The sequence below is a fragment of the Pseudoalteromonas sp. NSLLW24 genome, from assembly GCF_015864725.1.
Taxonomy (GTDB): domain Bacteria; phylum Pseudomonadota; class Gammaproteobacteria; order Enterobacterales; family Alteromonadaceae; genus Pseudoalteromonas; species Pseudoalteromonas arctica.
This window is the reverse complement of the sequence record NZ_JADYWQ010000002.1, coordinates 128,653-148,426: the sequence shown is the minus strand read 5'-3', so window position 1 is coordinate 148,426 and position 19,774 is coordinate 128,653. Positions and strand designations below refer to the sequence as shown.

At 38.4% G+C, this 19,774-nt stretch carries 15 protein-coding genes, 1 tRNA gene and 1 pseudogene; 11 read left to right on the top strand and 6 right to left on the bottom strand.

The genetic code is table 11. The features are described 5' to 3' along the window. Positions 1-232: 232 nt before the first annotated feature. From I6E72_RS02285 to I6E72_RS02270, 4 genes are all read left to right on the top strand, one after another. Positions 233-2,209, top strand: a complete 1,977-nt coding sequence (locus tag I6E72_RS02285; RefSeq protein ID WP_197110937.1) for a TolC family outer membrane protein — start codon at positions 233-235, stop codon at positions 2,207-2,209. 120 nt (positions 2,210-2,329) lie between these two features. Next, positions 2,330-4,468 (top strand): type I secretion system permease/ATPase, encoded by a 2,139-nt coding sequence (locus I6E72_RS02280; protein WP_197110935.1) that lies wholly within the window; start codon positions 2,330-2,332, stop codon positions 4,466-4,468. Then, positions 4,465-5,886 carry an HlyD family type I secretion periplasmic adaptor subunit gene (locus I6E72_RS02275; protein WP_197110933.1) on the top strand — a complete coding sequence of 474 codons (1,422 nt, stop codon included), beginning with the start codon at positions 4,465-4,467 and terminating at the stop codon, positions 5,884-5,886. Before I6E72_RS02280 ends, I6E72_RS02275 begins: the two co-directional genes overlap by 4 nt. A gap of 23 nt (positions 5,887-5,909) precedes the next feature. Beyond that, the gene (locus I6E72_RS02270) at positions 5,910-6,497 is read left to right on the top strand and encodes a response regulator transcription factor (RefSeq protein ID WP_197110931.1); all 588 of its coding nucleotides are present in this window, start codon (positions 5,910-5,912) and stop codon (positions 6,495-6,497) included. A gap of 22 nt (positions 6,498-6,519) precedes the next feature. Here I6E72_RS02270 and I6E72_RS02265 read toward each other — a convergent pair whose 3' ends face one another. The 3 genes from I6E72_RS02265 to I6E72_RS02255 form a co-directional block, all read right to left on the bottom strand. Beyond that, positions 6,520-8,475 (bottom strand): bifunctional diguanylate cyclase/phosphodiesterase, encoded by a 1,956-nt coding sequence (locus tag I6E72_RS02265; protein ID WP_197110929.1) that lies wholly within the window; start codon positions 8,473-8,475, stop codon positions 6,520-6,522. Further along, a complete protein-coding gene (locus I6E72_RS02260) occupies positions 8,475-9,182 on the bottom strand; it encodes a transglutaminase-like cysteine peptidase (RefSeq protein WP_007583156.1) in 708 nt (235 codons plus the stop codon). The genes I6E72_RS02265 and I6E72_RS02260 overlap by 1 nt, the downstream gene beginning before the upstream one ends. Positions 9,183-9,329: 147 nt before the next feature. Then, a complete protein-coding gene (locus I6E72_RS02255) occupies positions 9,330-9,788 on the bottom strand; it encodes an LPP20 family lipoprotein (protein ID WP_008168853.1) in 459 nt (152 codons plus the stop codon). A 406-nt stretch (positions 9,789-10,194) separates the two neighbouring features. Here I6E72_RS02255 and I6E72_RS02250 point away from each other — a divergent pair, with 406 nt between their 5' ends. Beyond that, positions 10,195-11,388, top strand: coding sequence for a flagellar assembly protein FlgT (locus tag I6E72_RS02250; RefSeq protein WP_197110927.1), 1,194 nt, complete (start codon positions 10,195-10,197; stop codon positions 11,386-11,388). Here the strand turns inward: I6E72_RS02250 and I6E72_RS02245 are convergent. Next, complete coding sequence (locus tag I6E72_RS02245) at positions 11,385-12,284, bottom strand: LysR substrate-binding domain-containing protein (RefSeq protein ID WP_197110925.1); 900 nt, start codon at positions 12,282-12,284, stop codon at positions 11,385-11,387. The genes I6E72_RS02250 and I6E72_RS02245 overlap by 4 nt on opposite strands. A 112-nt stretch (positions 12,285-12,396) precedes the next feature. On the opposite strand from I6E72_RS02245, the gene I6E72_RS02240 reads away from it, so the two are divergent. The 5 genes from I6E72_RS02240 to I6E72_RS02220 all read left to right on the top strand — a co-directional run bounded on the left by I6E72_RS02240 (position 12,397) and on the right by I6E72_RS02220 (position 18,268). Beyond that, the gene (locus tag I6E72_RS02240; protein ID WP_010553231.1) at positions 12,397-13,125 is read left to right on the top strand and encodes a glutathione peroxidase; all 729 of its coding nucleotides are present in this window, start codon (positions 12,397-12,399) and stop codon (positions 13,123-13,125) included. 82 nt (positions 13,126-13,207) lie between these two features. Further along, on the top strand, positions 13,208-14,656 hold the full coding sequence (locus tag I6E72_RS02235; protein WP_039484710.1) for a dihydrolipoyl dehydrogenase: 1,449 nt from the start codon (positions 13,208-13,210) through the stop codon (positions 14,654-14,656). Positions 14,657-14,800: 144 nt separating this feature from the next. After that, positions 14,801-15,733, top strand: a complete 933-nt coding sequence (locus I6E72_RS02230; protein WP_024609032.1) for an exopolyphosphatase — start codon at positions 14,801-14,803, stop codon at positions 15,731-15,733. A 494-nt stretch (positions 15,734-16,227) separates the two neighbouring features. Next, the gene (locus I6E72_RS02225; RefSeq protein WP_197101070.1) at positions 16,228-17,100 is read left to right on the top strand and encodes a polysaccharide lyase family 7 protein; all 873 of its coding nucleotides are present in this window, start codon (positions 16,228-16,230) and stop codon (positions 17,098-17,100) included. Between the two features lie 79 nt (positions 17,101-17,179). Further along, positions 17,180-18,268 carry a hypothetical protein gene (locus tag I6E72_RS02220; RefSeq protein WP_197110923.1) on the top strand — a complete coding sequence of 363 codons (1,089 nt, stop codon included), beginning with the start codon at positions 17,180-17,182 and terminating at the stop codon, positions 18,266-18,268. 239 nt (positions 18,269-18,507) lie between these two features. Here the strand turns inward: I6E72_RS02220 and I6E72_RS02215 are convergent, their stop codons facing one another. Beyond that, positions 18,508-19,038 carry a hypothetical protein gene (locus I6E72_RS02215; protein ID WP_197110921.1) on the bottom strand — a complete coding sequence of 177 codons (531 nt, stop codon included), beginning with the start codon at positions 19,036-19,038 and terminating at the stop codon, positions 18,508-18,510. A 333-nt stretch (positions 19,039-19,371) separates the two neighbouring features. Between I6E72_RS02215 and I6E72_RS19685 the strand changes: the two are divergent. Further along, positions 19,372-19,530, top strand: a pseudogene (locus I6E72_RS19685) (VOC family protein); the annotation flags it as partial. Positions 19,531-19,694: 164 nt separating this feature from the next. On the opposite strand, the gene I6E72_RS02210 reads toward I6E72_RS19685, so the two are convergent. Beyond that, positions 19,695-19,769 (bottom strand) — tRNA-Arg (locus I6E72_RS02210). Positions 19,770-19,774 lie beyond the last annotated feature (5 nt).

Here is a 19,774-nt window from a genome sequence, read left to right as displayed (position 1 = left end):
CCCTCAAACTTTTTAAAATAACAATCTAATAAGTTAAAGGTAGAACAAAAAAAGCACATAGATACTGGACTCAAGTACAGGTTTAGAAGAAAAATTCAAAAATAAAAAATCAACAAAAAAGTGGTAGAAATTTTTTTTTATGCTGTCCAAAAAGATTACTTGCAAAATTAGCACTCCTTTACTAAATATTTAAAAGAGTATTTTCGGTCTTAACAGGATCTAAGAGGAAGAAATGATTATAAAAAACACTTTTAAAAAGCATCAAGGGACTATGTTAATCGGATTAGCGATTACAGCCGTAACTTTATCAAACTACGTGCATGCAAACGAACAATCAGCAATGCCACTTACATACGTCTCAAGTAAAGCGATTGAAAACAATCCTGAAGTACAAGAAGCATGGCATGCTTTTAAATCTTCTATTTATGGAGTGGATGCTGCCCGTTCAGGTTATTTACCAAGTGTTGATGTATCAGCGAGCGCAGGATATGAAAGAAGAAATTACGGTATTGAAGAAGAATATAACCGTAATACAGCCGAATTAAGCGTTACTCAAATGCTTTATGACGGTTTTAGAACATCTAATACAGTTGACCGTTTTAAACGTATTCAACTTATTAGGTACTTTGAGCTTATTTCTCAAACAGAACAAACAGCACTTGAAGCCTCGATTGCACTACTTGACGTACAAAAATTCAAGGAGTTAGTACAACTTGCAGAAGCTAATTTACAAGAGCACGAGTCTGTATACCAACAAATAGAGCAAAGCGTAGGCGCCGGTGTAGCGCGCGCAGCAGACCTAGAACAAATTAGTGGCCGTTTATCTCTAGCGCAATCTAATGTGTTAACGGAGTACTCTAATTTACATGATGTAAGCGCTCGCTACCTAAGAGTTGTAGGTGAGCTACCTATGAACGATATAAAGCAAGCTGACCTTGATGAAAACAATATACCAATTTCGGTTAACCAAGCGCTAGACGTCGCCTACAAAAACAGCCCTTCATTTTATGCCTCTTTGTATAATATTGAAGCGCAAAAAGCGAACGCCAAAGCACAAAAAGCGGCCTTTCATCCTAACGTAGATTTATCTGCCCGCTACGGTAGCCAAGATAGAGATGAGCTTGGTCAAAATGAAACCAGAACAGAAGCGCGAGTCGGCATAGATATTAGTTATAACTTGTATAACGGTGGTCTTGATAGCGCTAATTTAGAACAAGCTTATCAAGATATAAACATTGCAAAATATCAACGAGATCAAGCCTGTATTGATATTCGTCAAAGTCTGCAAATTGCCTACTACAACGTCACTATACTAGAGCAAAAGTTGCCAGCGCTTAATCAACACCGCGAATCATCAACTAAAGTTAAAATTGCATATAAAGATCAATTTGATATAGGCCAACGAACTCTACTAGACGTACTTGATGCCGAAAACGAATCGTTCCAATCAACACGTTCATACATAGTTGCGCTATACGACCGCCAATCGGCTATTTTAACTATGCTAAAAGAAATGGGGAAATTATTGCCAGCACTTGACGTAATGTCAGGTAAATACCCTACATTAAAAGAGCTAACTGACGATCCTATTGTGCATAACGCACAAAATATTTGTCCGAGTTACGATGTAGCAACCACCTTTAGCCGCAAGGCATTTCTACAAAAAAAAGCGAAGCAAGATAATGCCTACATGAGTGTAACCGCTATGCCAAGGTACTTAGATATACCGTTGGAAACCGACACTACACAAAGTAGCTTTTTAGATGATGATGGTGACGGCGTACCAAACGAGCAAGACACTTGTCCGAGTACGCCGCTGTCAACTAATGTTGATTTATCTGGCTGTACAATTTATAGCGCATCAACCTCGAATATAGAGATTGGTATCCCTTTTTCTGCTGACTCAAGCGATGTAAGGCCTCAATATATTCAAGAAATTAGTCGGCTTGCAGATTTTTTAAAAGAAAATCCAAATAAGCAGGTTGAAATACAAGGTCATGCTTCTCTAGATGGAGATCGGAAATATAACCGTAAACTATCTGAAAAACGTGCGTTTGCCGTTGCTGAAATTCTAATTAAGCAATTCGATGTAGAACCTAAACGTGTTAAATCGTTTGGGTACGGTATTGATCAACCTCGAGTAAACGAAATATCAGTAAGAGCTAATGCTGCGAATCGACGTATCGAAGCTGTAATTACTGATATCTGAGTCAATTAACGTTATGTAAATAACCTAAACTCGGCATGAAATATTTAGGCTAAATTTATTTCTCGAGTTTAGGTTTAGTAGTAACAACCGCATGCAGTTCTACATAACATTGGATGGTTTATGGAATTAAACGATGTACTTGATCATGGTGGCATCCTCGTTAACTGCCTAGCAGTTTTATGTCGCCATCATGATAAAGAGTTTTCAAGAGAAGCACTATTAAATGGACTTCCTCTAACTGATGGAAATCTTACTCCATCAGGTTTTTCGCGCGCAGCTAAGCGCATTGGCTTTAAATCGAAAGTAGTTAATAAGCCACTACAAAAAATTAATACAGCACTGCTACCTGCCATCTTAATTTTAAAAGACAATCAAGCCTGTGTTATTAACTCTATTGATTACGATAAGCAGTTGGTGAGTGTAATTTACCCAGAGCTTACCGAATCAGTTATCGAACAAAGCATTGATGAATTAGCAGGCAACAGTGTTGGTTTAATTATTTATGCACAACCAGAATTTGCATTTGATGAGCGAACACCTGTACTTGAAAAACTATCAAAAGACGGATGGTTTTGGGGAGTAATTAAAGAGTGCCGCTCACTTTATAAAGACGTAATCATTTCAGCTATTGCGTTGGGCTTTTTGTCGGTTGCCATGCCTTTATTTGTAATGAATGTATATGACCGCGTAGTGCCCAACCATGCAACAGAAACCCTTTGGGTACTTGCTATTGGTATTTTGATAGCACTCACTGCTGACTTTGTTTTACGCTTAGTAAGAGGCTATTTTGTAGAGCTTGCTGCAAGCAGAATAGATGTAAAAGTATCGGCTGTAATTATGGAGCGGGTATTAGGTATGAAACTAAAAAACCGTCCATCATCAGCTGGCTCCTTTGCTAGCAATATTCAATCATTTGAAGCTGTACGTAACTTTTTTAGTTCCATAACGCTTGTCGCATTAGTCGACTTACCATTCGTAGTTTTATATTTAATTGTTATCGCCATTATTGGCGTACCTCTAAGTTTACCTATTATAGCGGGCGCACTTATATTATTAGCTTACGCTATAGCCGCACACCGCAAACTTGAAGCCCTTTCAGAGCAAACAATGAAAGCAAGCTCAATGCGAAATGCAGTATTAGTAGAAAGTTTAACCAATATTGAAGATGTAAAAAGCTTTCACTCAGAGTGTAAAACACAATCTGTATGGGAAAAGTCGACCATTTACATTGCGCAAGTAAACGCACAAAGCAGACTCGTTTCTAGCTCTATATCAAATACAGCATCGTGGATACAGCAATGTGTAGGCGTGATAATAATGATAATAGGCGTACACCTCGTTATTGAAGGTGAGCTAACTCAAGGCGGATTAATTGCAGCCTACTTATTATCATCTCGTGCTATGGGCCCTATTGGGCAGTCAGCCGCTGTTTTAGCGCAATATCATCATGCCGCAATAGCAATGCAATCACTAAATGAGATTATGGAAAAAGAGGTCGAGCGCCCACCTGGTAAGCATTGGTTAAGCCACCCTATTTTAAAGGGCGATATAGAATTTAAAGATGTATGTTTTAAATACTCTGACGAATCTCATAATGCACTCAACGGCGTTAGCTTTAAAATTAAAGCTGGTGAAAAAGTTGCAATTTTAGGACGTAATGGCTCAGGTAAAAGTACATTAGAAAAGCTTATCTTAGGGCTATATGAACCCTGTTCAGGAGCAATTTTGATGGACAATAACGATATACATCAAATTGACCCTGCAGAGCTTCGCCATAATATTGGTTATGTACCGCAAACCGTTGCCCTGTTTTATGGGACCTTAAAAGACAACCTTACGATAAGCGCTTGGCATGCCAAAGACGAGCAAATTATTGAAGCCTGTGAGCGAAGCCAATTATTTGATTTAATTAATTCGCACCCAGACGGATTTGATCTACAAGTAGGCGAGCAAGGCCGCCAATTATCAGGAGGGCAACGCCAAGCTGTAGGTATGGCAAGAGCCATAATTAACGACCCACCAATACTATTACTAGATGAGCCAACCTCATCGCTAGATCACAATAGTGAAAGTAAAATTATTAACAATTTAAAAAATTATTCTAAAGATAAAACCCTAATTGTAGTGACTCACCGCTCATCATTACTCGAGCTTGTTGACCGTATTATAGTTTTAGATAACGGAAAAGTAGTTGCTGATGGACCAAAACAAAAAGTAATTGCGGCGTTAAATAATAAAACCGTGGAGCAAGCCTCATGAGTGATAACAAAAAACCACTTGAACAACGCTCTTTTGAATCTGTTAGCAAAGCAATAGAAGCAAGAAAACAAGGTAAGCCATCCGTATTTAATAAACTATTTAAAGGATGGATTTCACCGCCAAATACTCAAGACTGGGTAGTAGATGCACAGTGGGAAAAAATGCAGCAGGAACCAGCAAGCGCTAGGTTACTACTTTATCTAATTTGTTTAACGTTTATATGCCTTATTGTGTGGTCTGGCTTTGCTAATTTGGATGAAGTTGCTCGTGGCGAGGGCCGTGTTATTCCCTCTAATAAATTACAGCTTATTCAATCTTATGACGGCGGTATGGTCGAAAAAATAAATGTCCGAGAAGGCCAAATAGTAAACGAGGGGGATGTACTCATTAAAATAGACCCTACCCGCTTTATTTCTAGCTTTAGAGAAAATCAATCCAAGGTTGAATCGTTAAGTGCAAAAGTTGCAAGGCTCAGAGCGCTCACTCAAAAAAAGGAGCTCGCATTTAATGAAGATGTTATAAAAAATGCACCTCAGGTGGTTCAACACGAACGCTCTCTTTATTTGAGTAACAGCCAAGAGTTGGAGCAACAGGTAAGTATTCACAAACGCCAACTAGAACAGCGACACCAAGATTATATTGAAGCAAAAGCGGCACTTCAGCAGCATACCAGCGCGCTACGCTTAACAAACAGGGAGCTTAAAGTGACCCGCCCATTGTTACGCACCGGTGCTATTTCGGATATAGATATTATTCGTTTAGAGCGTCAAATAGTTGATTTAAACGGCGAGATAAACAGAACCAAAGCAGTTATAAATAGGAGTCTTTCGGCCATTAACGAAGCTAAAAATAAGGTAACCGAAGTTGAGCTCGTTATGATCAACCGCTGGAACAATGAACTCTCTGAAGCGCTACTGCGACTAGATTCAATTAAAGAAACCGAATCTGGCTTAGCCGACAAAGTAACTCAAACTGAAATACGCTCTCCTGTTAAAGGCACTGTACAACGATTACTAGTTAATACTGTTGGCGGCATTTTACAGCCCGGTAGTGATGTTATGGAAATTGTCCCGCTTGACGATCAACTTGTAGTAGAGGCAAAAATACCACCTAAAGACATTGCATTTTTACGCCCTGGGCAATCTGCAATGATAAAATTTAGTGCTTATGACTTTGCCGTATATGGTGGCCTTGAAGCCGAAGTATTACATATAAGTGCCGATACAATTACGGATGACCGCGAAAACACCTTTTATTTAGTGCAGCTGAAAACTACCAAAAATAATTTTTCGAAAGAACTAACTATTATTCCAGGGATGACCACTCAAGTGGATATTATTACCGGTAAAAAAACCGTACTTGAGTATATTTTAAAACCGGTTCTTAGAGCTACATCGCAAGCAATGACAGAGCGTTAAAACATTTTATAAATGGAGAAGTAATGCGCCAAAGTATTTTTATTACACAGCCTGAATTTGAATCGAAACACTGGCATACAGCGTTTCCTGGTTGTTTGATATGCACAAAAGAACCACACAGAGTCACGGCATCAAGTATTATTTGGGTTTTGGCCGGTACACCTAATTGGCTTGAGCTTGTTAAAAAGTATTCTCAGCAACGTTTACTGGTTATTGTTATGACCAACGAACTAGAAATAAATCAACTAAGAAGTGCGCTTGAAGCAGGAGCTAGGGGGTACGTAGAAGCACTCGCTACTAAAGTAATTATCGAACAAGTACTTGAGACTATTTGCTCTGGCGGAATATGGTTACCGGGGCAATTGCTCTCTAACTTAGTGGGGGCTTTATCAAACACACCGTTTAAATATGCGAGCACATGCGAGCTTGATGTACTCACAAAACGAGAACGCCAAGTAGTTGATATTGTTGTAACAGGTGCAACTAATAAGCAAGCTGCAGAATCTTTAAATATTACAGAACGTACAATTAAAGAGCATATGAGCTCTATATTTAATAAGCTAAAAGTACGCGACCGTATTCAATTAATGTTAGTTGTAAAAGGGCATTAACCGCACCGTTAATGCCTATTACTTACTCTTTAATAACCCCATCAAAACCTAAGTTAATAAGCGTATCTATATCATCTTGGCTTGTTACACCTTGAGCCACCACTTTAATGCCAATAGAATGCGCTAACGTACACACTCCTCGCAGGAATGTTTGGTTATCTTGGCTGTAACTAATATTGTGGCCGTAAACGCTATCAACCTTAATCATTTCAAGACCAAACTCCTGAATTTTATTAATTTTAGTAAATTCAGTGCCTACACGTTTTAATGCTACTTTAGCGCCCATGCACCGTGCCTGCTCACAAAAATCTTTGAATATCTCAATTTCGCTAACGGCAATACTTTCACGAATATCAAAACAAATTTTAGAGGCTAAATCAGGAAACGCCGAAAGGTACGTAAGAATCGAAGCAAGTGCAGCATCATCAAGTAGCGTTTGAGCAGATAATTCAACCGAAATCAGTTCACTTGGTGGCTCAATACTATAATGAGCCACCAACGCCTTAATTAAACCCCAATCTAAACGCGCTAATAACTTTAATCGGTTAGCCCACTGGTAGTAGTAACTAGCACGGTATACTTGCCCACCAAGCTTTAGGCTCAACCCTAATTGATTTTGCATTACCTGCCCTGTAAAGCTCGTTACTGGGTAAGTATTTATTTCTAAATTATTATTGTTGAGTGCCTCTTCTATGGCATTTTTCCAGCTAGTTGCATTATCAAACAGCTCACTTTCTTGCTTGATTTGAGCTACTTTTGCTTGTACATCAGATTGTTTACCCGATGATTTTAAAAGTTCATCCGCACGCTTTAATACATCAAATCGCGTGTCGTCTTTTTGAATATAAGTACAGCTGTGAGGTATCGCTAGCTTAACGTTTTTATACTCTTCAACAAACGATTGATGCATCAATAAAATACGTTCACTGATTGCTTGAATATCATCAATATCACTAAATAAAACGGTAAAATCGCTGTGAGAAATACGTGCAATGTAATTTTCAGAAAAGTGTTCTTGGTTGCTCTCTAAGAAACTAACCAACATCTGTGAAAATCGACGTAGAAAGTTAACCATTTCTACTCGTCCCACTTCCTCACTTACGCGATCGAGGTTAACAACCCTAAATAAAAATAAGGCACCATGGGCATGATCTTTCGATTTTTGTAAGTGAGCCTCAAGCGTTGCACCAAAGTATTCTCTATTTGCTAAACCAGTTAGCTCATCGTGTTGCGATTTAAATCTAAGCTCTTCTAAACGTTTACTATCTTCTTTAATAATACGGCTAAAACGGGTAGATAATTGGTTCATTGATTGCACTAAACGTGCAAACTCAAATGTACGAGGGACGGTGGATTTAATAAAACGTTTTTCACCAAATGCATTAGCCTGATACACAACATCATCTAGCGGTTTTAATATCCTACTTAAAAAGTAAGCACTAACTATACAAGCAAAAAAAGCGACAATTAAAAAACTAAAAAATAGTTTAAGCGCACTTTCCCATAAGGCTTGCTCAGCATATTGACTATGGCTTTCTATAAACAAAGTACCAAACTGCTGCCAACCATCATTTACTTGCCCAACCCCTGGCTGTACATTTAATCCATACATTGCTCTAAACCACTGCGGAGCCGTCGCTTTAAGTTCATCGGTAAACGTGCGTTTAACAATCACCTCACCATTAGGGTTTTGTAGTTCTATTCGCTTATAGTGACCGGTATCAAATGTAGCCGATACTAATAATTCAAGCTCAACAGGGTCTTTGTCTAATTGGCTGATCATTAACGCGAGTGAACTGGCGTTATCTACATTTTTTAAATACAGCTGGGTCGAAAAATAACTTTTAGCCGAATTAGTGCTAATTAAAACACTACTTATAAAGCCTACAAAAATAACAATTAATAATGCAATCCACAGCTCTTGTCTGAGTGTTATTTTTCGTTTTTTAAGATACTTAGATAAGGAAAATGATGCCATTACCACATAACTCCTTCTTTGGTTGTCTGCTCCAAAATTTTACGCCAGCGTGAAAGTCTTGCTGTTGGGCTGGCTACACTTTTGGTTGAATTATTAGCCCATAAACCTTGGCTGTTAAAGCTAAAAACAGGGCTTAAATCTACACGTTTTGCAGCAGGTAAAACCTTTGTTATTAAACTGTCTAAAATAAGTGGCTGAGCGTTTGGTGTAGCAAAATAACCTAACACCATATGTGCTTGCGTTTTGTTAGTGCCCGCAATTTTTGCTTTTACATAAATAAGGCGTAACTTGTCGTCACTCACCCCTAGGGCTCTTAAGCTTATATACTTTGCTATTGCGTAATCTTCACAATCACCTAGGCCTCTGCCTAACGTTTCTAAAGGGGTTGCCCAATAATCATTTTGTTTCCAAAGCAAAATATCAGTTTGATAGCGTAAATTACGCGCAAAAAAATCATTAACAATAAGAATTTGTTGTTGCTCTGGTTTGTTTTGAGTTTGTACCAACATACTTTGCCAGTTACGTGCAACAGCCGCTCGCGCAGGTCCATATTTTTGACCCATCAGCTCAATAAAGGTATTAAATTGAATAGTTAGTCGGCTTGCAAGCACACCACTAGAGAGTACAAAAAACAGTAATAGGTAGCGCAAATTGGCTTTGCACCATATAAATAATTTAGGATTTAAATAAGTTGGCTTAAACGCCATTTACAGAGCCACTGTTAATATAAGTGGCAATAAAATACATCTGTTGATCACTACGCAATCTGCTTAAAAATTAATCCTAACAACAGCATAGCACTCAATATAAGAGGATGAGATATTTTGAATAACTTTTTTAATTAACTGGGCTATTTAGTAATAAGTTACTTTTTTAACTTCGCGTGGTTTTACTTCACCTATGTATAAATCGTGCACACGCTTCATATTAAGCTCAAGCTCGGTCACGTAAGTGTCATCTACTGCGTAAGTTTTAATTATTTGTGCACCTTTAATAAGCCCCTGCACTTTACTTTCTAGGTAATCGTCTTGAGCAATTGAACCTTCCACCGTTGTTCCTGCGGTAATTTTTTGCCCATATACTTGCTCAGTAAGCTCGCGGTAAGCCTCAAGCTTAGAAGCCTTAATTGCCATAAGTTGCTTTTGCGACGCGTTAGCGCCTTTTTGCAAGCTAATAGGTGCATACCCTATCGCTTTTAAAACGGGGTAATTATTTGGCTCTACATATTTATATTCAACATGCTTATCAAAAACGCTGCTACAACCACCTAAGGTTAAACACCCAAGTGTAATAAGTAATGAAATTGCTCGCATAGCATTTAGCCCTTGTATAGTAATTAGCAGTACATATGCACGTTTAATGCCATTTATAGCATTACTAGGGCGTGTTGATCTTTGTGGATTGAAATTTGTTCAATCTAGGGGCGATTAAATCGCGGCGCGAGGTTTGTAACCTAGTGGGCTAAGTAAAAACCGAGCAACAAAGAGTTAATCGTCCCTAGAAAGAACCCAAAGGGCAGCGCATGTTTGGTATTTATGCTGCGTTATCGCCTATTCATGGGGAATAACCACACTACATAGGCTCCGCCTTGCCTAAAAACCAAACATACTGCTGCAAATTCACCCACCAAAGATCAACACGCCCTAATAATTACCAAATAACATTGGTACAGTCCTTGCTCTACCTAGTTAATAGCTAACGTTTAATTGGAGTAAAAGTATGAAGTCGTTTTTATCATTGGCATTTGCAGGATTAAGTGTAACGGCATTATTAACCTTCTCCCCTTTTACTAGAGCACAGTGGTATGAATCAACGGGTCACGCGAACGTTCAAAATGGTGATACGAGCGCAGCTAAATCTGCCGCTATAAAAGATGCGATTACACAAGCGTTAGTGTTCTCTGGCGCACGGGTTAGCTCTGTACAAACCCTGGTAGATGGCGTGTTAATGCAAGATCAGCTAAAAATTAGCAGCCACGGCGAAATTCAAAAAATTGAACTGATCAGCGAAAATAAATACGACAATAAATTTGCCGTTACATTACGACTCGATATTTTTTCTCAAACAGAGCAATGCCCACAAAATAGCTTTAATAAGTTTGTGGCCGTTACACAAAGCCAACTTGTTCATCGTGAACACGCTAAAATGGGTCAAATATTTGACGTAAGTAAAGCGATTAGCAAAAATATTTTTACCTCTCTACAAAAATCAAAAATGAGCGCAGTGCCTATTGCTTACTATAATAATGCAATAAGCGTTGATAAATACTTTTCGCAGCAGCACGACTATTCAAACGCTCAATTAGAAGAAATATCTTCGCGCAGTAACGCTCAATATGTTCTGCTTAGCCAAATAACCAGCCTTTCGACTAGCGACAAACTCAATAACGATTATGCATTTTGGCAAGACGAGGCGTATGAGCGCAGTTACAACATTGAATTTGCACTATTTGATGGCACTACCTATGAGCAACTTTGGCAAAATAGTTACCATACTCAAGCAATTTGGCCATTTGAAAAAACAACCATAGTTGATGTTAATAGTGATAGGTTTTGGCAATCGCCTTATGGGCAAAGCATAACCGATATCAACCAAACAGTAAGTTATGACATTCAAGCAGCCATGGCATGTTTACCTACTCAAGGTAAAATAATGCATATGGAAAATAGCAAAATCGTTATTAACTTGGGTAAAGCTCATGGGTTAAAAAAAGGCCAAATGCTAAGCATTGCGCACCATAACTATTTAACCGACGCGGCAGGTAATGTTATGCCGCACACTATTACCACGCTTAATAAAATTCGCGTAGAGCAGCTTTATCAGCAAACCGCAGTAGCAGTCAGTATTGATGACAAACCGCTACCTGGCGTGCAAATTAACGATGTAGTAGAAATAATCAGCCAAGATATTTAGAGTTTTTTACTCAATTTAGCTTTTAAATTAGGGTGAGCCGATAACCACTCGCCCAATTGTTCTACACCAGATAAATGCGGATAATGCTTTCTGCATGCAAACACCACATTACGCTGCTGATTAGGGAATATAGGCAAGTAATCAATCCCTACACGGTCGGTACATGCCAACTTTGGTACAAATGTAATACCGTCATCCATAGCCACTAACGCTAATAATGTTTCTAAACTATTACCTTTATACTGGTTAGATACATCGACTCCTGCAGAAAAACAAAACTTTTGGGCTTGATCTTTAAAGCAATGACCATCACTTAACATTAATAGGCTGCATCCTTGAAGATCGCTCAGCGCTACTTTTTTATGCTTAGAAAGCGCGTTATCGTGTGATACCGCCACTAAAAAATCTTCTTTGTATAAAGCAACCATATGGTAATTAATAAGCTCTGGCACATCGGCTAAAATAGCAAAGTCGAGTTCACCCTTGTTTAAAGCTTCTAAAATTGTTGCTGTTTGCATCTCAATAAACGAAAACTGGCTATCAATAAATGCCGCTTTCATCGATGTTAATAACGCAGGCAACAAGTAAGGCGCAATGGTAGGAATAATACCAATAGTTAATTTACCTTGTAGAGGCTCGTTAGAAGTAGCAGCAAGTTCTTTGAGTATTTGCGTTTGTTCTAAAATAATCTCTATTTGCGTCAACAAACGTTCACCTTTTGCTGTTAAGGTAACTTGCTTGGTTGAGCGATCAAACAAAGTAACGCCAAGCTCATTTTCGAGTTTTTTTACTTGACCACTTAATGTAGGCTGGCTTACAAAACATGCATCGGCAGCTTTGCGAAAATGTTTATATTGCGCTATTGCTTTTACATATTCAAAATCTTTTAAGTTCATATTCAGCTCTACGTGATAGTTTATAACTATCAGTTTAATACAAACAAACGATTGGAACTATATTTAATTATTCACCATAATGGCTATCAACAAATCAAGAGGAACAAAAACTATGTTAAACAATATCGAAGGTCAAACAATCCCAAGTGTTACATTTGCAACTCGTCAAAATAACGATTGGAAATCAGTAACAACAGATGACATTTTTAAAGGTAAAACTGTTGTAGTGTTTTCACTACCAGGTGCATTCACACCAACATGTTCATCAACTCACTTACCACGTTACAACGAATTAGCAGGCGTACTTAAGCAAAACGGCGTTGACGAAATTGTATGTTTATCAGTAAACGATACCTTTGTAATGAACGCATGGGCTGAACATCAAGAAGCGCAAAACATTACTTTATTACCAGACGGCAACGGCGAATTTACTGACGGCATGGGCATGTTAGTAGACAAAAACGACCTAGGCTTTGGTAAGCGCAGCTGGAGATACTCTATGCTTGTTAAAGATGGCGTGATTGACAAAATGTTCATCGAACCAGATTTACCAGGTGACCCGTTTGAAGTATCTGACGCAGACACAATGCTTGATTACATCAACCCTAAGCAAGCTAAACCAGAACCAGTAAGCATCTTTACTAAACCTGGCTGTCCTTTCTGTAAAAAAGCAAAAGAGCTTCTTGCAGAAAAAGGCTTCGCATATGAAGAGATTGTTATGGGTGCAGGCGCATCACTAACAAGCCTAAAAGCTGTATCTGGTCGTGACACTGTTCCACAAATATTCATTGGTGGTAAACACATCGGTGGTTCAGACGACTTAGAAAAATACTTTGCTTAATTAATAAGTAAATTAAATACCTAACGTTAGTAGGTAAAAAATAGGGGCTTTTATGCCCCTATTTATTAGAGGAAAAAATACTATGAAAGAATTGCAAACCGATGTTGTTGTTATAGGCGCAGGCACTGCTGGTTTAAGTGCTTATCGTAATGCTAAACAGTTCACACAAAATGTATTAATGATCGAATCAGGCCCATACGGCACCACATGTGCACGTGTTGGTTGTATGCCAAGTAAGTTATTGATTGCAGCCGCTGAAGCTGCACACGCAATTGAAATGGCACCTGCATTTGGTGTTCATAGCTCAAAGCCTATCATTGATGGCAAAGCAGTTATGGCACGCGTTAAAAGTGAACGAGATCGTTTTGCAGGATTCGTAGTAGAAGCCGTAGATGAATTACCAGATGGTGATAAAATTCGTGGTTACGCTAAATTTTTAGACACAAACCGCATACAAATAGACGACCACACAATTATTACAGCAAAACGCTTTGTAATTGCCACCGGTTCACGCCCTTCGTACCCTGGCGTATTTAATAACTTTGGCGACAAACTTATTATAAACGACGACGTATTTGATTGGGATGACCTACCAGAATCAGTCGCTGTATTTGGCCCTGGTGTAATAGGTCTTGAAATTGGCCAAGCACTTAGCCGACTAGGCGTAAATGTAAAACTATTTGGTGTAGGCGGCGCAATTGGCCCACTTACAGACCCAGTAGTAAAAGACTATGCAAATACTGTTTTTGCTGAAGAATTTTTTGTAGATACCGACTCAAACGTATCTGACATGATGCAAGTTGGCGACAAAGCACAGCTAACTTACACCGACAAACAAGGTGAAAAACACACCGAACAGTTTGACTACGTACTTGCAGCCACAGGCCGAGTACCTAACGTAGATAAACTAGGCCTTGAAAACACCGGCATTGAGCTTGATGAACGCGGCGTACCGCACGCAGACACGCACACAATGCAATGTGGTGAGTCGAACATATTTATAGCAGGCGATGCGAGTAACATGCTCCCATTGTTACACGAAGCATCAGACCAAGGTGCTATTGCAGGTCAAAATGCCGGGCGCTTCCCAGATGTACGTATAGGTCTGCGCAGAGCTAAAATTGCAGCTGTATTTAGCGACCCACAAATAGCGATGGTAGGCGAAAGCTACAAGCAAATTACCGACCGTTTAGGCCCATGTGGTTGTTTTGAAGTAGGCGAAGTCAGCTTTGAAAACCAAGGCCGTAGCCGAGTAATGCTTAAAAACAAAGGTCATATGCGAGTATACGCAGAGCAAGGTACAGGCTTATTTTTAGGTGCTGAGTTTATTGGCCCACAAGCCGAACACATCGCTCACTTACTTGCATGGGCTGTACAAAACAAAATGACCGTACCAGAAATGCTTGATATGCCATTTTACCACCCAGTAATTGAAGAAGGGTTACGTACCGCCCTTCGCGACTTAAATGCCAAACTTAAATTTGGCCCAGACATTGTAAATTCATGTATGGAATGTGGCCCAGGCGCATAACCTATTTGCCACACATACAAACTTGCTAGCAAAAGCTAAAACTAACGTTTTGGCTTTTTTTTATAATTTTTTTGAGCTGACCTCTCAAAAAAAAATTTAGCTGTTACACTTAATTGATAATTCAATTTAATAAATGGAATAGCTATGCCCAATAATAAATTTAGACTAGTCACCCGCAGCGATTTTGATGGCTTAGTTTGTGCTGTATTGCTTAAAGACTTGGACCTAATTGACGATATTTTGTTTGTTCACCCAAAAGACATGCAAGATGGCAAAATAGACATTACCGAAAACGACATTACCACCAACCTCCCCTACGTTGCAGGTTGTCACATCGCATTCGATCATCACCTTAGCGAAACCGTTCGTAACTCAAGCGACATAAAAAATCATATTATTGATCCAGAAGCCCCATCAGCAGCTCGCGTAGTTTATGACTATTATGGCGGCGCTGAAAAACTTCCAAATATTTCTGTTGAAATGATGGACGCGGTAGATAAAGGCGATGCTGCTCAGTTTTCAAAAGACGAAATATTAAACCCAACCGATTGGGTATTAATGAACTTTATTATGGATGCGCGAACTGGCCTTGGTCGTTTTCGCGAGTTTAAAATTTCAAATTACCAATTAATGATGAAACTGATTGATGCGTGTAAAGATCAGAGCATCGAAGAAATCCTACAAATGGAAGACGTAGCCGAACGTGTTGCTTTATATAACGAGCATAACGAAAAAGCCAAAGAGCAAATTTCTCAATGCGCTACCGTCCATAAAAACTTAGTGGTTCTTGATTTAACCCAAGAAGAAACTATTTACGCCACAAACCGATTTGTTATTTATGCAATGTACCCCGACTGCAATATCTCGATTCATAAAATGTGGGGCCTTAAAAAACAAAACGTAGTGTATGCCGTTGGCAAATCAATCACTAACCGCAGCTCAAACACGAATGTTGGCGAACTGTGCCTTAAATACGGCGGTGGTGGTCATTTAAATGCAGGTACTTGCCAAGTAGAAACAAGTAAATCTGAAGCCGTACTTAGTGAGCTAATCGATACGATTACAAGTGATGGCTAAGTTTTAATATTTAATTATGTAAAAGCGAGTAAATTAACGTTTACTCGCTTTTTTGTGCAACAAACTATTTTAGCTAAAGTCATAAAGACTATGAGCTATAAAGTCATTATCTGACTTAGTCGCGCCCTTCTTTACAAACCTTTATTACAATAAAGCATTTTATGCGCTGATTGCCATTAGTAAATTAACCAACCTAAACTTACGAGACTAGCAGTCGTCTATACATAATTCCGTTCATTAGTGCATTACTTTTCACAGTTCCGAACTTTATTGAAAATAAATTGGTTAACCAAAAAAAATCAAAGTTTTTTTCTAACTATAAGAAAAATAAAGCCAATAATAAGAAAAAATATAAGTTGCAAAATTGTAAATATAAAAATAACATATTGGATAGTAAGAAGCAAAAATAAAACCTTACCAATTTTAAAACCAATTAACTAGCAAGCCTTAATAAATAAGAGCAGAGGCTTACTACTTTTACATGGAAGAACATAATGCAACAAAGATATATAACACCAATGATTAAAGCATCTGCTGTAGCTATTGCTTTATTAAGCTTTACACCTAGTAAAGCATTAGCATCGTGTAACTACAGTGGTAACGCCCCTAGCGGCTCTTACGCACCTGGATATGTTTCTGGCAATCAACGTACAGAAGTACAAAAAGCTAAGTTACAGGTTGGTCCAAGCTCAACAACTTGCTACTCACAAAGCCAAATTAAAAACAGTAGTTCGAAAAACGACCATTTTTATACAACTTCAGATGGCTCCGTTATTTACTTTTATGAATCGGGTGATAGTAATAGATCAGAGCTTCGTGAGGAACGCGAGTTTAAAATTAGCGAAAATACATCATCAAGCCGCTACATCCGAATTAATTCAAAGTTTGTATCTAAATCATCAAACCTAGGAAAAGCCATTTTTGCACAAGTGCACGTAGATGAAAGCGGACAAAAAGGGCCACTAGCCGCACTTAAGTGGGCTGCAGCTGGCGAACAAAAAGATGCATACAACAACTCGCCTGAAGGGATCTACCTTTCACTTCGCAGAACCATGAACTGCTCAGGAACTGATTGTTTCACACATATTTACGTAGGTAATTACGACGAAACATTTAAAACTTATAGACTTGGTTTATTTAACGGAAAGTTAAGATTGAAGGTTAACGACTCATATATTAACTTGCCACGCAATGATATTTACGATGAAGACGGTGATGGCAATAAATCAGAAGTAAAAACTGGAAGCTCTATCGATTTAAGAAATAACGCAGACTGGAAAGATAAAAAACTCTACCTCAAAACAGGTGTTTACATAAACACAGATGGTAGCGCTAAAGTAGCAACTAAAAACTTAAAGTTTTATTAAGCGTTAGTAACCTGCATAGCTCGTCAAATATACGACGAGCTTTACTTTGCACTAAAATAAATTATGAATAAACACAAGCATGACTAAAAGAAAAAACCGAGCAACAAAATGGCAAAGTAAATCGACTACATTAACGTTGATGGCTCTCGCGTTTCTATGTGGTTATTCTACTGCTTTATTAGGTGTATTTGACTCATTCACGGGAGAAGTTGAATCGTATGAAGTAAAAAAAATTCAACCACTCACATCCACTAACCACGAAAAATTAGATACTCGCCTAGCTAACAAAAACCTAAACGAGCCGCAAGAAAGCGAAATAAAAGTTATTCAAAACCATACCAGCGAGAGTTTTGTTAACCCTGTTGAGGCTCACTTTCACAGCAGTGACACCTACGATGCTATATCAATGCTAAACAAAGTGATTATATTATCTGAAATGGGAAATTATGCTGACCAAGGTGAAATAGCAGAAGCGCTCGATTCATTTAAAAACTTACTCGCCACCTATCCCGATGAACAAGCTAACTTAATTGATCATATGAGAACACTCAGTTTTGAGTCAAAAGAGTTTCATCATATTGTATCTATTTTACAAGAACTACCTGAACACCAAGGTAGCCTTGCCTTAACGAATGTTGCACTTGAGCTTAGTCAAAATGATGATATTAAATCACAAGAACAGTTCTTATTACTTGCCGCAAACCTAAATAATAATATTGAAAACCCACGCATTCAAACTGCCCTTGCTGATATCGCAATTTACGCTGAAGACTCTGAGCACATTGTTTTAGATGCATTAACTTTATTAAAACCTTTTCATATGGATGACTACGAAAAAGAGCAAGTATTAACGCGAATAAATAACCTATTAGCGACTAGTGATACTACTAACCACAGCCAACTTATTAATAACGCATTAAAATTTAGCAACAACGAAGAACGAGAGCATATGGCAAGCCAATTTATAGATTCTAACTATGATATTGAAACACGCCATGAGATTTTAAGTGGGCTTCACACTGGCATTGTACCGCGCTCAAATCAGATCAAAGAACTGTTATTAAACATAGCGAGCAATCAATCAGACCCGCTAAACCAGGCGGCACAAAGCACGCTAAAAGAGTTGTTTTATATTACCTACCAAGAATATAAACAAATTAAAAATTAAGCAGGCAAATACTAATGTCTACAAAACCATTGCAGTGGTAACTCATACCCAAGTAGTACAGGTGAGGGTTTACTGGTAAAGCACCTGCACTAGGCATTATTCCGAAAGGGTAAATGGGTGTAACCTAAAAAGCTAGAGCATGCTTTTCTCTAGATTAAGGAGCACATTCAAAGAACTTGACCCAATAGAGATGAGATATTTTATTGTATTTCCATAAAGCTTCGTAATAGCGCAACAAACTACTTATTTTTATTAAGTAGTATTATTAAATAATTAGGCAGAGGTCGAATAAAATTAAAAACAATGTAGCCAATAACTGCAAAAACTCCCCCTCCAATAATTGGAATGATTGGGCCAAAGCCCATACTTGCCGCAACAGCATACCCCAGAAAATAAGCGGGTTTATAGATCCTAAAAAAAACAGCTGCTACCAGAATTGAGGGTAGCGCTAGCATCGAAACAAATTCTACATAACCAGCATAAAACAGTGCGCCGTTAACGAGCGCATAAATACCGGCTCCAGCAAGTTGAAACCAAACGTGTTTTGGGTAGAACTTACCGTACTGTTTATTTATAAGCGTCCCTAGTACCCAGCTCAATACGGGTAAAATTATTACTCCCCACCAGCTGGATATTGCAGGTAAGCTAGAGTCATGCAGTAAATGATGCGAAGGAACGCCGCTGTTTAAGTGCTGGTATGCTAAGTAGGCTAACACGTAGGCAATAACCATAATGACTAGCAATGAACGAGAGTCTTTGGTTTTATACATTTTAAAGCATCCTTGTGATTTATCTGCGATAGTTACTAGTGCGCAAAAATTCAGTCTTGCGACTCTTACACCCTATCACGTCGAAGGTTTTCCACTAATATGGTTTTGTAAGCAAATATGTAATGATGATTATATTTACTCAGAGAATTTGTACTGCGGGCTACGGAGACATTTTTTTGATAAATTACACTATGGTTCTTCACTAAATATAATTTAGTAACTTAAATTATTTAAATTGATTTAAGCCATGTGCAAACAAGTTCCATATGTCGCATTATGGCACGTAACCGTATTTCGGCTTCGATCTGTAATCGGTAATTCAGGCTCAATGAATTAAAGTCTAGAGGTATTAATTTCGACCAAGAGCCAACAGGTGAGAGTTATTTATTGCAAGAAGCTGTTTTACATTATCCGTCTGATAATAAAATTAAACTTTATTGGGCAGGTGAAAACCGGCCTAATCCACCTTGGCGTGTGGAAATATGTACCTAACAAACGATTAATGTTGTAACTATCTGTTATGGCAAAGATAGTCTTGAATATAGTTGAGCCACTTTAATAAAAGGGCATCTATGAACTTTTTTAAATTTCAACTGCTATAGATGCGCTATACAGAAATTAAAAAAGGAGTAAGAAGTCTAACTTATTGATTTAATTGGTAGCCCCTGCAAGAATCGAACTTGCAACTGCCCCTTAGGAGGGGGCCGTTATATCCATTTAACTAAGAGGCCACAAA

Excerpts from the sequence above, each read along its gene's own strand:
- I6E72_RS02255 (WP_008168853.1), bottom strand. The coding sequence starts at position 9,788 with ATGCGAGCAATTTCATTACTTATTACACTTGGGTGTTTAACCTTAGGT.
- I6E72_RS02245 (WP_197110925.1), bottom strand. The coding sequence starts at position 12,284 with ATGAACTTAAAAGATTTTGAATATGTAAAAGCAATAGCGCAATATAAA.
- I6E72_RS02260 (WP_007583156.1), bottom strand. The coding sequence starts at position 9,182 with ATGGCGTTTAAGCCAACTTATTTAAATCCTAAATTATTTATATGGTGC.
- I6E72_RS02285 (WP_197110937.1), top strand. The coding sequence starts at position 233 with ATGATTATAAAAAACACTTTTAAAAAGCATCAAGGGACTATGTTAATC.
- I6E72_RS02230 (WP_024609032.1), top strand. The coding sequence starts at position 14,801 with ATGCCCAATAATAAATTTAGACTAGTCACCCGCAGCGATTTTGATGGC.
- I6E72_RS02225 (WP_197101070.1), top strand. The coding sequence starts at position 16,228 with ATGCAACAAAGATATATAACACCAATGATTAAAGCATCTGCTGTAGCT.
- I6E72_RS02270 (WP_197110931.1), top strand. The coding sequence starts at position 5,910 with ATGCGCCAAAGTATTTTTATTACACAGCCTGAATTTGAATCGAAACAC.
- I6E72_RS02280 (WP_197110935.1), top strand. The coding sequence starts at position 2,330 with ATGGAATTAAACGATGTACTTGATCATGGTGGCATCCTCGTTAACTGC.
- I6E72_RS02250 (WP_197110927.1), top strand. The coding sequence starts at position 10,195 with ATGAAGTCGTTTTTATCATTGGCATTTGCAGGATTAAGTGTAACGGCA.
- I6E72_RS02265 (WP_197110929.1), bottom strand. The coding sequence starts at position 8,475 with ATGGCATCATTTTCCTTATCTAAGTATCTTAAAAAACGAAAAATAACA.
- I6E72_RS02215 (WP_197110921.1), bottom strand. The coding sequence starts at position 19,038 with ATGTATAAAACCAAAGACTCTCGTTCATTGCTAGTCATTATGGTTATT.
- I6E72_RS02235 (WP_039484710.1), top strand. The coding sequence starts at position 13,208 with ATGAAAGAATTGCAAACCGATGTTGTTGTTATAGGCGCAGGCACTGCT.
- I6E72_RS02220 (WP_197110923.1), top strand. The coding sequence starts at position 17,180 with ATGACTAAAAGAAAAAACCGAGCAACAAAATGGCAAAGTAAATCGACT.
- I6E72_RS02240 (WP_010553231.1), top strand. The coding sequence starts at position 12,397 with ATGTTAAACAATATCGAAGGTCAAACAATCCCAAGTGTTACATTTGCA.
- I6E72_RS02275 (WP_197110933.1), top strand. The coding sequence starts at position 4,465 with ATGAGTGATAACAAAAAACCACTTGAACAACGCTCTTTTGAATCTGTT.